General features: G+C 33.6%; 11 protein-coding genes and 1 other annotated feature (1 of these 12 only partly in view). Of the genes, 6 read left to right on the forward strand and 5 right to left on the reverse strand.

All coding sequences use genetic code 11. The features are described 5' to 3' along the window. Nucleotides 1–134: a binding site (T-box leader), on the forward strand (it extends 86 nt beyond the left edge of the window). Between the two features lie 107 nt (nt 135–241). Together ileS and RH915_RS04035 are read left to right on the forward strand one after the other, a co-directional pair. Beyond that, entirely contained in the window at nt 242–3,340 is a 3,099-nt protein-coding gene (gene ileS / locus RH915_RS04030; RefSeq protein ID WP_310478052.1) for an isoleucine--tRNA ligase, read from the forward strand. 287 nt (nt 3,341–3,627) lie between these two features. After that, nucleotides 3,628–5,445, forward strand: coding sequence for an NADH-dependent [FeFe] hydrogenase, group A6 (locus RH915_RS04035; RefSeq protein ID WP_310478053.1), 1,818 nt, complete (start codon nt 3,628–3,630; stop codon nt 5,443–5,445). Nucleotides 5,446–5,511: 66 nt separating this feature from the next. Here RH915_RS04035 and RH915_RS04040 read toward each other — a convergent pair whose 3' ends face one another. Then, nucleotides 5,512–5,988, reverse strand: coding sequence for a DsrE/DsrF/DrsH-like family protein (locus RH915_RS04040; RefSeq protein ID WP_310478054.1), 477 nt, complete (start codon nt 5,986–5,988; stop codon nt 5,512–5,514). 28 nt (nt 5,989–6,016) lie between these two features. Continuing rightward, nucleotides 6,017–7,342 carry an aminotransferase class V-fold PLP-dependent enzyme gene (locus RH915_RS04045; protein WP_310478055.1) on the reverse strand — a complete coding sequence of 442 codons (1,326 nt, stop codon included), beginning with the start codon at nt 7,340–7,342 and terminating at the stop codon, nt 6,017–6,019. Between the two features lie 155 nt (nt 7,343–7,497). Between RH915_RS04045 and RH915_RS04050 the strand changes: the two genes are divergently transcribed. Both RH915_RS04050 and RH915_RS04055 read left to right on the forward strand, forming a co-directional pair. Further along, a complete protein-coding gene (locus tag RH915_RS04050) occupies nt 7,498–8,076 on the forward strand; it encodes a hypothetical protein (protein WP_310478056.1) in 579 nt (192 codons plus the stop codon). A 69-nt stretch (nt 8,077–8,145) separates the two neighbouring features. Continuing rightward, on the forward strand, nt 8,146–8,562 hold the full coding sequence (locus RH915_RS04055; RefSeq protein ID WP_310478057.1) for a hypothetical protein: 417 nt from the start codon (nt 8,146–8,148) through the stop codon (nt 8,560–8,562). Nucleotides 8,563–8,669: 107 nt separating this feature from the next. Here RH915_RS04055 and RH915_RS04060 read toward each other — a convergent pair whose 3' ends face one another. Genes RH915_RS04060 through RH915_RS04070 form a run of 3 tightly spaced genes read right to left on the reverse strand, consistent with a single transcriptional unit; the run spans nt 8,670 to nt 11,392 of the window. Then, on the reverse strand, nt 8,670–9,572 hold the full coding sequence (locus tag RH915_RS04060; protein WP_310478058.1) for an ABC transporter substrate-binding protein: 903 nt from the start codon (nt 9,570–9,572) through the stop codon (nt 8,670–8,672). A gap of 21 nt (nt 9,573–9,593) precedes the next feature. Continuing rightward, nucleotides 9,594–10,238 (reverse strand): ABC transporter permease, encoded by a 645-nt coding sequence (locus RH915_RS04065; protein ID WP_310478060.1) that lies wholly within the window; start codon nt 10,236–10,238, stop codon nt 9,594–9,596. After that, a complete protein-coding gene (locus tag RH915_RS04070; RefSeq protein WP_310478062.1) occupies nt 10,238–11,392 on the reverse strand; it encodes an ABC transporter ATP-binding protein in 1,155 nt (384 codons plus the stop codon). Before RH915_RS04070 ends, RH915_RS04065 begins: the two co-directional genes overlap by 1 nt. Nucleotides 11,393–11,949: 557 nt before the next feature. Here RH915_RS04070 and tig point away from each other — a divergent pair. Both tig and clpP read left to right on the forward strand, forming a co-directional pair. Beyond that, nucleotides 11,950–13,239: a trigger factor gene (gene tig / locus RH915_RS04075; RefSeq protein ID WP_310478063.1), complete on the forward strand. Its 1,290-nt coding sequence runs from the start codon at nt 11,950–11,952 to the stop codon at nt 13,237–13,239. A 31-nt stretch (nt 13,240–13,270) separates the two neighbouring features. After that, the gene (clpP, locus tag RH915_RS04080) at nt 13,271–13,855 is read left to right on the forward strand and encodes an ATP-dependent Clp endopeptidase proteolytic subunit ClpP (protein ID WP_310478065.1); all 585 of its coding nucleotides are present in this window, start codon (nt 13,271–13,273) and stop codon (nt 13,853–13,855) included. Nucleotides 13,856–13,873: the final 18 nt, after the last annotated feature.

The following is a 13,873-nucleotide window of genomic DNA, read 5'->3' on the forward strand; positions in this document are numbered from 1 at the left end:
TATGAAGATCACCTTGGAGTCTAAAAGCTGAAATGTTATAAAGTAAGCTTTTACGTAGGCATACGTTATATGCGATAAGAGAGGCACATATTATGTGCAATCAGGGTGGTACCGCGATAAATATCGTCCCTAAAGTAAATTCATGTTTACTTTAGGGATTTTTTGATTTTAAAGTTAAAAGATATATATCTAATATTAATACTAAATTTAGACTATAAAAAGTAACGAAAGGATGAATGTAATGGAAGGGTTTAAATCCTTATCCAATGAGCCTGTAGCACAAAAGGAAAGTGTTACAAGTGAAAAGTGGAAACAAAATGATATTTTAGAAAAAAGTATTACCAACCGAGATGGTGCGGAGCCTTTTGTTTTTTATGAAGGACCACCTACTGCAAACGGAAGACCAGGAATTCACCACGTTATATCTAGAACCCTAAAGGATTCTGTATGTAGATATATGACCATGAAGGGATACCAAGTAAAAAGAAAAGCCGGCTGGGACACCCATGGACTACCAGTGGAGATAGAGGTAGAAAAACAATTAGAGTTAGGGAGTAAAGCAGAGATAGAAAACTACGGAATTGCACCTTTTAATGATCGATGCCGAGAATCTGTTTTTACTTATGAAAAACAATGGCGAGAAATGACAGAGAGAATGGGATATTCTATTGATTTAGATAATCCTTATATCACGTTAGATAATAATTATATTGAATCAGTTTGGTGGATATTAGATAAATTCTTTAAAGAGGGCATGATTTATGATGGTCATAAGATATTACCATTTTGCCCTCGATGTGGAACAGGTCTTGCGTCTCACGAAGTATCTCAGGGTTATAAAGAAATTAAATCTAATACAGTAATTGTACCAATAAAAAGAAAGGATGTTGAAGAATACTTCCTAGTATGGACAACTACGCCTTGGACCCTTGCATCAAATGTTGCATTAGCTGTTCATCCAGAGGTAACTTATATAAAAGCGAATCTAGACGGTAAAACTTACATTTTAGCTGAGGATTTAGCAAATAAAGTACTAGGGGAGTCTTTTGAAGTTATTGAAAAACTAACAGGAAAAGATTTAGAACATGTAGAGTACGAACAATTAATGCCTTTTACAAAGCCAGATAAAAAAGCATTCTTTGTTACTTTAGCTGATTTTGTTACGACAGGTGATGGTACAGGGATCGTTCATATTGCACCAGCCTTTGGGGAAGATGACTACCAAGTTGGAAGGAAATATGACCTACCAGTGATTCAACCTGTATGTGAAGCTGGAAAATACACGACAACTCCTTGGGAAGGTCGCTTTGTAATGGATTGCGATGTTGATATTATCAAGTGGCTTCATGGAGAAGGAAAATTATTCAAAAAAGAAAAGATTGATCATAATTACCCACATTGCTGGCGTTGTTCTACACCGTTATTGTACTATGGAAAGCCAAGCTGGTATATTGAAATGACAAAGCTAAAGGATCAATTAATTAAGAATAATAATACTGTAAACTGGTACCCGGATTATGTAGGTGAAAAACGATTTGGAAATTGGCTCGAAAACCTTAATGATTGGGCGATTTCAAGAAGTAGGTATTGGGGAACGCCGTTAAATATTTGGCGTTGTGATTGTGGCCACACAGCTTCTATTGGTTCTAGAAAAGAGTTGGCAGAAAAAGCAATAGAAGACATAGATGAGCGTGTAGAACTACACAGACCATATGTAGATGACATTCATATAAAATGTGAAAAATGTGACGGTTCTATGACAAGAGTAACAGACGTTATAGACTGCTGGTTTGATAGTGGAGCTATGCCTTTTGCACAGCATCACTACCCATTTGAAAATAAGGAAAACTTTGAAGAGCTATTCCCAGCTGATTTTATATGCGAAGGAATTGATCAAACAAGAGGATGGTTCTATTCTCTTTTAGCAATATCAACATTTGTAATGGGTAAAGCACCATATAAAAATGTGCTAGTAAATGACTTGATTTTAGATAAAGATGGAAGGAAAATGTCAAAATCTAAAGGAAATACAGTCAATCCTTTTGAATTATTCGATCAATATGGAGCAGATGTCCTAAGATGGTACTTACTATATGTATCTCCAGCATGGACACCAACAAGATTTGATATAGACGGTTTAAAAGAGGTACAAAGTAAATTCTTTACAACGATTAAAAATGTATACACTTTCTTTACCCTATATGCAAATACAGATAATATAGATCCAAGAACCTTCTTTATAGAATATAAAGATCGCCCAGAATTAGATCAATGGGTTATATCTAAATACAACAGTTTATTAGCAGAGGTTGAGAAGGAATTAAAAATCTATGACCTAACGAAGGCTGTAAGAAAGATACAGGATTTCGTAAATGAAGATCTTTCAAACTGGTATATAAGAAGAGCAAGAAGACGTTTTTGGGATTCAGAATTAACCGATGATAAGAAAGCGGTTTACAATACGACCTATGAAATTTTAGTAGGAATAACAAAATTAGTTGCGCCATTTGCACCATTCTTAGCTGATGAAATATTTGAAAAGCTGACGGGAGAACTATCAGTACACTTAGCTGACTATCCAGTGGTTAATGAAAATCTAATTAAAAAAGATGTAGAAGAAAGAATGGATTTAGTAAGAGATTTAGTAGGTTTAGGCCGAGCTGCAAGGTCACAAGCTAAAATAAAAGTTCGTCAACCACTGCAAAAAATATTAATTGATGGTAAATATGAATCCCTTATTTCAGATTTAGTACCTTTAATCCAAGAAGAACTAAATATAAAAGAAGTAAGCTTTGAGAAAAACTTAAAAGACTTTATGGACTTTAATTTAAAACCTAATTTTAAAGTAGCAGGACCTTTATTAGGTAGTAAAATAAAGCTTTTAGGAAAAGCTTTAGCTGAGTTAGATGCATCGAGTGTGGTACCTAAACTAGAAGCAGGAGAATTAATCACTGTTGAATTAGATGGTGAAACTTTTGAACTAGGAAAAGACCATGTAATGATTAACATTGCAGCCAAATCAGGATTTACTGTAGAAATGGCGAATAACTTATTTGTGATCCTTGACACCTCCCTTACGGAGACTTTAGTAAATGAAGGATTTGCTCGGGAATTTGTGTCTAAGGTTCAACAAATGAGAAAAAGCAGTGGATTAGAAGTAACGGATCAAATAAATATATCATACTATGGTGATGATGCTGTAAATACAGCAGTTGAAGCCTTTAAAGACTATATAATGAAGGAAACCCTTGCGCAAGAAATGGTACTAAGTGAAAATGAAGAACTAGAAAAACAAAATCTAAATGACCATATGACTGGAATAAAGATAATAAAAGCATAACAACCAAGACTCTATTACAATGGTATTGTAATAGAGTCTTTTGGATTAAGAGTAGTTGGATCATTACATTACTGAAGTCTATTACGAAATAGATAGATAAAATCCCGGCCACTATATTAGTACTACTAGTTTTATTGAAAATTCTGAATTATTAAAGTTTTATTTAACTATGTTAAATTATTGACAATCTAAATAAAGGTCATTATACTATAAAGTGATAAGAAATTTTTAATTTTTATATACACTTTTGTCATTAAAATATAAATTGTGAAGGGAGTGCCTTTTCGGTGGAGAATGTTAAAAATGTAACGATTACAATCGATAATATTACGACTGAGGTACCAGCAAACTATACAGTTTTAGAAGCAGCTAGATCTGTAAACATAGATATACCAACACTATGCTATTTAAAAAGTATTAATGAAGTTGCATCTTGTCGTGTCTGTCTTGTGGAAATTGAAGGTTCTAATGGAATGCAAACTGCCTGTGTTCATCCCGTAAGGGAAGGTATGGCAATCAAAACAAATACCAAACAATTAAGAGAAACTAGAAAAGAAGTACTAGAATTAGCTTTAGCAAGTCATAATAGAGAGTGTTTAACCTGTAACAGAAACAATAATTGTGAGTTGCAGACAATGGTAGAAGAATTAGGTGTAGAGGAAATAACCTTTAAAAATAGAAAATCCGAAAGCAAATTAGATAGCAAGTCAGACTCAATTGTTAGGGATAGTAGTAAATGTATTTTATGTGGTAGATGCGTAAGTGTCTGTAAAGATGTTCAAAAAATTGGAATTCTAGACTTTACAAATAGAGGGATCCATACAGAAGTAGCGCCGGCCTTTAATAAAAGTATGAAGGATACACCATGTATTTATTGTGGTCAGTGTATTACATCCTGTCCAGTAGCAGCTTTAAGAGAAAAAGAGGATATAGATAAGGTTTGGGAAGCAATCGAAGATCCAAACGTACATGTTGTCGTACAAACGGCACCAGCAGTAAGAGCCGCCCTAGGTGAAGAATTTGGATTGCCAATAGGAACAAGAGTAACAGGAAAAATGGTAGCTTCATTAAAAAGGCTAGGATTTAATAAAGTTTTTGATACAAACTTTGCTGCGGATTTAACAATTATGGAAGAAGGACATGAGTTAATTGATCGTTTAGAGAACCATGGGAAATTACCAATGATTACTTCATGTTCACCTGGTTGGGTTAGATACTGTGAATATAACTATCCTGAATTTATTGAAAATCTATCTACTTGTAAATCACCACATCAAATGATGGGTGCTATGGTTAAATCCTATTACGCTGAAAAAGAAAATATTGACCCTAAAGATATATATGTTGTATCTGTTATGCCTTGTACATCTAAGAAAAGTGAGGCAGCTAGACCAGAGCTTACAGTAAACGGTCTGAGAGATGTAGATGCGGTTGTAACAACTCGTGAGCTGGCAAAAATGATTAAGCAGGCAAGAATCAACTTCCTTAAATTAGAAGATGAATCCTTCGACTCTGCATTAGGCGAATATTCCGGGGCCGGTGTCATTTTCGGTGCAACTGGTGGCGTAATGGAAGCAGCTTTAAGAACAGTGGCAGATGTCCTAGGTAAAGAAGCCTTAGAAAATGTTGAGTTTACAGAAGTAAGAGGAATAGAAGGAATAAAGGAAGCAGAAGTAAAAGTAGGGGATAAAACCATAAAAGTTGCCGTAGCCCATGGAACATCAAAGGCTGCTCAGTTACTTGAGATGGTTAAATCAGGAGAAAAAGAGTATCACTTCATTGAAATGATGGGATGTAGTGGTGGTTGTGTTACAGGTGGAGGCCAACCTCATGTGACAGCAACAGAAAAGATGGATTTAGACATTAGAGTTGCGAGAGCAAAAGCATTATATGAAGAAGATGCTCTACAACAAGTAAGAAAATCTCATGAAAATCCAGTGATACAAAAACTATATAAAGAGTTTCTTGGAAAGCCAAATAGCCATAAAGCTCATGGATTATTGCATACACATTATTTGGCTAAAGAAAAATACCCGATTCACAATGATACGGATAATGAAGTAAGTGTAGAGTATTTAAAAGAAGTTGCAGCATCTCACAATTAAACCATAACAAAGCTGTTGTCTTAACGACAACAGCTTTATTTGTTTTCTAATATATACATTCTTTAATTATATAAAAAGTTGCATATTACACTCTATTGCATTATTAATGTAATGTTTGGCATCGACAATTTCTACTTCGGGAATTAACTCTTCTTTCTTAAGTCCCATAATTTCAAGAGAGAGCTTACAGCAGGAGAAATGCACATTTTTTTTTCGTGCACCATTAAGAAAATCTTTTAGACGTGGTGCGTCATCATCTTCCATCATATCAAGTAACATTTCTTTTCCTAGCCCTGCAAAGTTCATATTAGATAAGGGTAGATCTTCAGCACATTTAGGTGTCATCATAGAAAACATTTTTTCATAGGTTGTTTTATCTTCTAAAGTCATTTTATCCGGATCTCGCAAAAGCAACAGTCCCCAAAAAGCGAAAAACATTGTTACATCAATATCCATCTCCCGAGCCGAGTTTGCAATAATGAGGCCAGCCATAGCTTTGTCATATTCGCCACTAAACATTAGAAGATTCATCTTTTTGTTCAATGAACGACCTCCTTTGTAATATAAAAACTTAACTATACTTCTTTATATAGTGTGCTTTATTTGATGAAATTTTATGAAGCATTTTAATTAAAACATCAATTTCCTCATAAGTATTATAAAGACCGAAACTTAATCGAACCATACCTGGTCTTTTAGCATCTTTGTTTGACATATATTTTTTTACATCTTTATCTGTAAGATTTAATAATTTCTGCACATAAGGTTGAGCACAAAAACACCCACTCCTTACAGCGATTCCTACTTCATAGGAAAGAATTGATGCTAGGGTTTCATGATGTATGCCAGAAATATTAAAAGGAATAATTGCTAAACGTGTTTCACCAAAACTTTCTGTACCGTAGAGCAATATATCAGGAATTTTCTTCATAGATTTATATGCATATTGAGCTAACTGATCCTCATAGGCATGAACAGATTTCATATCAATATGGCTTAAGGTTTTTATTGCTGATATTAAAGCAATGACACCAATAATATTTGGTGTGCCAGCTTCATCTCTGTAAGGCGCACTGTTCCACTTTATATAATCATGGGTAACGATATCTACAGTACCACCACCTACATAATCAGGTTTTCCTTTTTCAAATATATCTTTCCACCCGATAATGACACCGACTCCAAAAGGTGCATACATTTTATGAGATGAAAAAACTAAAAAGTCAATATGTTCATCTGAGGTTACTGGTTTCATATCTACAGGGGCGTGGGGAATTAATTGAGCCCCATCGACCAATATTTTAGCATTGTACCTATGGGCAAGTTTAGCTATTTTGTGAATAGGATTGATAATACCAGTTACATTAGAGGCGCCTGCAACGGCAACAAGTTTAACCTTACCAGCGTATTTTTTCAACTTATCCTCTAGGTCACTTAAGGATAGTTTGCCTTCCTGATCCACATCTACATAATCTACTTTATATTTTTCTCGCCAGGGTAAATCATTGGAATGATGCTCCATTGTAGTGGATAAGATTACACCATCTTTATAATCTTCTAAAAGCCGATAGGAAAGTTTATTAATAGCGTCTGTTGTGTTTTTAACAAAAATAATTGTTTTATGATTTAAGTCTCCATTTACAAATTTTGATATAATATAGCGAGATTGTTCATATAAATTGGAAGAAAGCTGTGATTTGTACCCCATTCCTCTATGAATGGAGGAATATAAAGGCGCATACTCAACAATGTCCTTTAATACAGAATTAAATGGGGGAGTGGTTGCTGCATTGTCAAAGTTAATATTTTCTGTGTATCTTCCGTCGATTAGAGGGATTTTAGTGTCTGCCCCACATACTAAGTCACGGTATTTTGATTTATAATTTAATAATTCCACTAAGATCACCTTCTTTAAATATTGTTCTTCTTAACAGTTTATGAGAAATAGCTGATAAGGTTACAATACAAATCTACTGCAATTAAAAATCTATAGATTAATGAAAAAACCTTGGAAAAAGCGTATAATATAAATAGAAAGAATGGAGGAGTTATATGACCGGCTTAAATATATGTATCGATATTGACGGTACTTTGACAGAACCTTATTATTGGCTTGACTATGCGAATCAATATTTTAATAAGACTATTGGAGTAGAAGAGGTAATTCAGTATGAGATACATGAAGTAATGGGTGTTAGTTTTGAAGCATTTATAGAATTCTATCGTGCCCTTGGACCTGAAATGCATGCTAAAGCACAGATACGTAGTAATGTTCATGAAGTTTTATGGAAGTTAAATGAAAAACATCAAATATACTATGTTACTGCTAGAAATGAAAATATGACAGACATTACCCGTAGGTGGCTTGAGGATCATAAATTACCTAAAGGAGAGCTATATCTGCTAGGGAGTCACCACAAGGCAGAAAAAGCCAAAGAACTTCATTGCGATATTTTTATTGAAGACAGTTTTGAAAATTGTGTTGAATTATCTTCAGCAGGGTTTGAAGTGATATTATTAGACTGCAACTATAATCAACATAGCTTATTACCAGGAATGGTAAGGGTTAAAGGCTGGACAGAAATAGATAAAATAATTGATGGAATGATAAAAGAAAGCGGAATTGCATAAAATAAAGATTATTATGTTATTTTGTCTCATATATTAATAATGTGTAACTACTCTGGGAGGGGATGGAATTTGAGACTGATCATTATGATTTATACATTTTTCATTAGTTTTCTAATTGCTGTAACTTGGGGGATTTTATTATTTACAGGTCAAGTAGGGGGCGAAAATCCTCAAGTGATCAGTGTGACTTTCCAACTTATTATCGAGGGCATTACAGTTTTTTGTCTCTTTATTTCTGGGTTACTGATCGTGTTTAAACAAAAGTTAGGGCAGCAATTTTTAAACTTTTCCTTAGGACTTTTACTGTATTCACTATTAACTTCTTTGGGGATATATATATATTCTAAAGAGGTTATACCTATAATCATTTTTTCATTACTTTTATTAACAAATATAGCTGTACTAATATTTAGTTTCTCAAATCCTAATCTACATGAACAAGTAATAGAGGGGGAAAATGAAACAACTGTTGAATCAGAATTTTAAGCGTTACCAAAATTCCGAGTAATAATTAGTTTAAATTAAATTAGTACATTTTAAAAAAGCGTAAGATCCAATGGATCTTACGCTTTTGAAATTAAGCCTATGTTGAATTATATAATCCCTTTAGACTGTAAGAACTCCCTTGCTACCTGTTCTTCTGTTCGTCCTTCTTCGTCTATTTGATAGTTCATATTTGCCATTTCTTCTTCAGAAATTTGATTTTCTAGAAGAGAAAGGGCTTCTCCTATTTCAGGATGAGCTCCAAGGCTCTCGCCATTAATTAATGGTGCTGCATAATATGGAGGGAAAAAGTTTTGATCATCTTCTAATGGAACTAGGTTGAAAGCAGGAATTCTACCATCTGTAGAAAAACCATCAATTACATCCACATGACCATTTCTAACGGAACTATATGTTAATCCAGGATCAAACCCTCTAGTATCTGCAAACTCAAAACCGTAATGCTGTTGAAGTCCTGGGTAACCATCTGATCTTTCAAGAAACTCAAATGTAGCCCCTAAAATCATATCTTGGTCATGTTCTAATAAGTCTGAAAAAGTTTCAAGTCCTAATTCATTTGCCATTTCTTCTCGTACTGTCAAGGTATAAGTGTTATTAAATCCTAATTGACCTAACCAATCAAGGTTATACTCAGCTTTAAAAGTATCTTTTACAATTTGATATGTCTTATCAGGATCGGCGATTGCTTCCTTGTCTAACATAACAGTATAGGCTGTACCAGTATATTCTGGATATACATCAACGTCTCCGCCTTGCAGTGCTCTAAAAACTAACTGCGTACCACCGAATTCTCTAACCTCTGCATTTAAATCCGTTTTTTCTTCAATTAGAACTTGGAACATTGTAGCAAGTAGTCTTGACTCTGTAAAGTTTTTTGAACCAATAGTTATAACATCACCTCTTCTACAGCCGGTTAAAGGGAAAGACAAAATGATTAAGAGTGTTAATAATAAGACTAGGGATTTTTTAATTTTATTCGTTTTAAACATCATATTTAGCCTCCTATAAATTTCTTACTTATTTCTAAGTCCTTTTGGTGTTAAGTAATGCTCTACAATACCTAAAAGCCAGTCAACCAATAATGCGAGAACAGCAGCAGGTATAGCACCGGATAAAATCATATATGCATTATCCATTGATATTCCTCTAAAAATTAAATCCCCTAAACCGCCTGCACCAATTAGCGCTGCAATGGTGGTCGTGCCAATATTGATTACGGTTGCAATTCTAATACCTGCCATAATGACTGAAAGGGCAAGGGGGAGTGTAACCATTGTTAAAATTTGTTTTCTTGTCATACCCATTCCAATACCAGCTTCAATAACGGATTCATCCACGTTCTTAATACCAGTATAAGTGTTTTTAATGATCGGTAATAAAGCATAGAGAAATAGTACAAAAATCGCAGGTATACGACCAATACCCATAATTGGAATAATAAGTCCAAATAGGGCTAAACTTGGCAAAGTTTGAAACACATTTGCAATACCAAGGATTGGGTTAGACAATGATTTGTAACGGGTAATTAAAATACCTAAAGGGACTCCGGTGAGCACTGCGAAAAAAACTGCTGTCCCTGTTATTTGTAAATGCTCAAGGGTTAGCCTTATAACTTGATCACTTCTATTCATGAAAAATTCAAAAAATTCCCTTATCATTAGTTATCATCACCTTCCATTTCTTGTATATCAGAAATTGCGTCGGCAAATAAGTTTAGAATACTTGGTTGGGTGATTAGACCCTTTAAATAACCATCTTCACCTATTACGGATATGTTTTTCACTTTATTTTCTTTCATCAGGTTTAAAACTTCTACCATATTTGTTTTCTCATTTACAGTAACAATTTTTTTATTAAGTAAATCTTTCATTTTATAATCTGATGTATCATGACCTCTTAACTCTCTTGGTCTGATAAAACCAAGTACTTTTTTAGGTCGATCTCCAGGTTTGTCTACAACAAGCAAGTAATCAGTATTTTTTTCTTTCATTATTTCATAAGCTTTTGCCGGTGTTCTCTCTAAAGAAATAGTAGCTGGTCGCTTGATCATAATATCTTCTGCATACAGCATTTCAGGTGAACGCCAGATTCTATCCTTACCAACAAAGTTTTCAACAAATTCATCAATAGGATTTTTAAGAATATTTTCTGGGGTATCAAATTGAATAACCTTGCCATCTTTCATCACAGCAATTTTATCTCCTAGCTTTAAGGCTTCGTCCATATCATGGGTTACAAAAACAATAGTTTTATGCAGTTCATCTTGTAGTTTTAACAGCTCTTCTTGAAGCTGTTCCCGAGTAATAGGGTCTAGAGCACTGAAGGGTTCGTCCATTAAAATAATATCAGGATTAACAGCTAGGGCTCTGGCTACCCCAACTCTTTGTTGTTGACCCCCACTAAGCTCATTTGGGTATCTATCTAAATAAATATTAGGGTCTAGGTTGACTAACTCTAATAGCTCAAAAGATCTTTTGCGGCGCTTTTCTTTATCCCAATTTTTTAAGTAAGGTACTAATTCTATGTTCTCGGCAATTGTCATATGTGGGAAAAGTCCCACCTTTTGAATGACATATCCTATATTTCTTCTTAACTCTATAACGTTCTGTTTCATAATGTCTTTTCCATTAACTAATATTGATCCACCAGTGGGCTCGTGGATTCGATTAATCATTTTCATTGTCGTGGTTTTGCCGGAACCACTTTCTCCGATTAGAATAACAAGTTCACCATCTTGAATTTTTAAATCTAAGCCCTCAATGATGTTAACTTTCCCATCATAGCTTTTATTCACACTTTTAAATTCAATCAACAATTATCAACTCCTTTATTAAAATTGTAAGTATCTCATCACCAATTACGCAGTAAATATAACTTGCATTAAAAAATTGATAATTTTCAAAATCATCAGCATTATTCTGTATATGAATAAATACAATACAAAATGAGATTTGGTATATATACATCTATTAGTATTAAAATTTTTCACCTATTTTATGAATTAAAATAGTATAAAGTCTATAAGTATTTAGTCCAAACTTAATAAAGGTGGAAATATACAGGGTTATTTTAAAATAGGCACTAAATATTAAGGTTTTTAAAGGATGTTATTGAGTACTTTAAGCTTTATAAAATTAAAAGAGTAATTTTATTGACAATACTAGTCAAATTCGATACTATTAAATTTGGAAAGAATCTGATAGGCATAGGACATCCGCACATTTATGGATGTCTTTGTTTTTAAATTTTTCTACATTTGTTATAATTGTATAGACATATGGTTAACAATAGCAGTTAAAGCTTGAAAAATCATACATATGAGAAGGTTTATACAAAAATATATACATTTAAATTTGAGGAGGACTAAGGATGAATTCAGAAGTAATTAAAAAGGAAGATACAAAAGTAACCCTAAAGATTGTTGTAGAGGCATCAAAGTTTGAGGAAGCAGTAACTAAAGCATATAACAAGATGAAATCAAAGTTTAACATACCTGGATTTAGAAAAGGTAAAGCACCAAAAAAAATTATTGAGGCACAATACGGAGTAGAAGTATTCTATGAGGATGCAATCAATATTTGTTTCCCAGAAGCATATGAGGCGGCTTTAAAAGAGCAAAATATTGATCCTGTTTCACATCCGCAAATTGATATAGAAAATGAAATCACAAAAGGCGAAGATGTAGTATTTACAGCAGAAGTAGAGGTTATGCCAGAATTTACAGTTGAAAATTATAAAGGTATAGAAGTAGAAAAAGTAGAGTATAATGTACAAGAAGAGGACGTTCAAAAAGAACTAGATGCTATGGTTGAAAAAAATGCAAGAATGATCTCAGTTGAAGATCGAGCAGTCAAAGATGGAGATATGGTAGTCATCGATTATAAAGGAATGGTTGATGGCGTTGCTTTCCCAGGTGGAACAGCTGAAAAACAAAACTTAAATATTGGTTCAGGGCAATTTATACCTGGATTCGAAGAGCAATTAGTTGGTGCAAACATTAATGATGATTTAAAAGTTAATGTAACTTTCCCAGAAAAATATCACTCTGAGGATCTAGCTGGAAAAGAAGCTACATTTGAAGTGAAAATTCATGAAATTAAAGAAAAAGAATTACCAGAGCTAGATGATGAGTTTGCAAAAGATGTATCAGAATTTGATACACTTGAAGAATTAAAATCCGATCTAAAGAATAAACTTGAAGAGACTGCTAAAAATAAAGCTGAGCAAGAGTTTCAAAATAATGTTGTAGAAGCTGTATCAAATACAGTTGACATTACTATTCCCGACGCTATGGTTGAAAGACAAATTGATAATATGCTAAAAGAATTTGAATATTCTTTAGGTTATCAGGGTCTAAACTTAGAAACTTACTTTAACATTACAGGTTCAAAAGAAGAGGATCTAAGAAATCAAATGAGAGAAGATGCAAAGAAAAAAGTAAAAAGTGAGTTAGTTTTAGATAAAATTGGGAATAAAGAAAATATTGAGGTATCTGAAGAAGATATCGAAAAAGAAGTAGAGAAAATGGCAGAGCAGTACAACCAAGAAGTAGCTGCTTTGAAAGAAAGATTAGGTGAGCAAGAAATTAACTACTTAAAAGATAATCTAATATTAAAGAAAACAGTAGATTTCTTAGTAGAGAATGCAAAAGTAAGCTAATTTCTAATTAAGGCATTGGGAGGAGATATATATGGCATTAGTACCAGTTGTTGTTGAACAAACAAACAGGGGAGAAAGATCCTACGATATTTATTCAAGGTTGTTAAAGGATCGTATTATTTTGTTAAATGATGAAGTAAACGATACAACAGCCGGATTAATTGTTGCGCAACTTATATTTCTTGAGGCGGAGGATCCAGATAAAGATATTCAACTTTATATTAATAGTCCTGGAGGATCAATTACTGCGGGTATGGCTATCTATGACACAATGAACTATGTAAAACCGAATGTATCAACCATTTGCATTGGGATGGCAGCAAGTATGGGAGCCTTTCTACTAGCTGCTGGAGAAAAAGGAAAACGTTTTGCGCTTCCAAATGCAGAAGTAATGATTCATCAGCCTTTAGGTGGAACCAGAGGTCAAGCAGAAGATATTCGTATACATGCAGAGCGTATTTTAAAAACTAGAGATACCATGAATGAAATTTTAGCTGAAAGAACTGGGCAACCTCTTGAAAGAGTAAAAAGAGATACAGATCGTGACTTTTTTATGTCAGCTAAAGAATCAATGGAATATGGTATTATAGATGAAGTGATTACCGCTAGGAAATAATAGTTGTTGAAAGAGGTG

The organism is Serpentinicella sp. ANB-PHB4, from assembly GCF_031432315.1.
Taxonomy (GTDB): Bacteria; Bacillota; Clostridia; order Peptostreptococcales; family Natronincolaceae; genus Serpentinicella.

Excerpts from the sequence above, each read along its gene's own strand:
- ileS (WP_310478052.1), top strand. The coding sequence starts at position 242 with ATGGAAGGGTTTAAATCCTTATCCAATGAGCCTGTAGCACAAAAGGAA.
- RH915_RS04060 (WP_310478058.1), bottom strand. The coding sequence starts at position 9,572 with ATGATGTTTAAAACGAATAAAATTAAAAAATCCCTAGTCTTATTATTA.
- RH915_RS04050 (WP_310478056.1), top strand. The coding sequence starts at position 7,498 with ATGACCGGCTTAAATATATGTATCGATATTGACGGTACTTTGACAGAA.
- clpP (WP_310478065.1), top strand. The coding sequence starts at position 13,271 with ATGGCATTAGTACCAGTTGTTGTTGAACAAACAAACAGGGGAGAAAGA.
- RH915_RS04065 (WP_310478060.1), bottom strand. The coding sequence starts at position 10,238 with ATGATAAGGGAATTTTTTGAATTTTTCATGAATAGAAGTGATCAAGTT.
- tig (WP_310478063.1), top strand. The coding sequence starts at position 11,950 with ATGAATTCAGAAGTAATTAAAAAGGAAGATACAAAAGTAACCCTAAAG.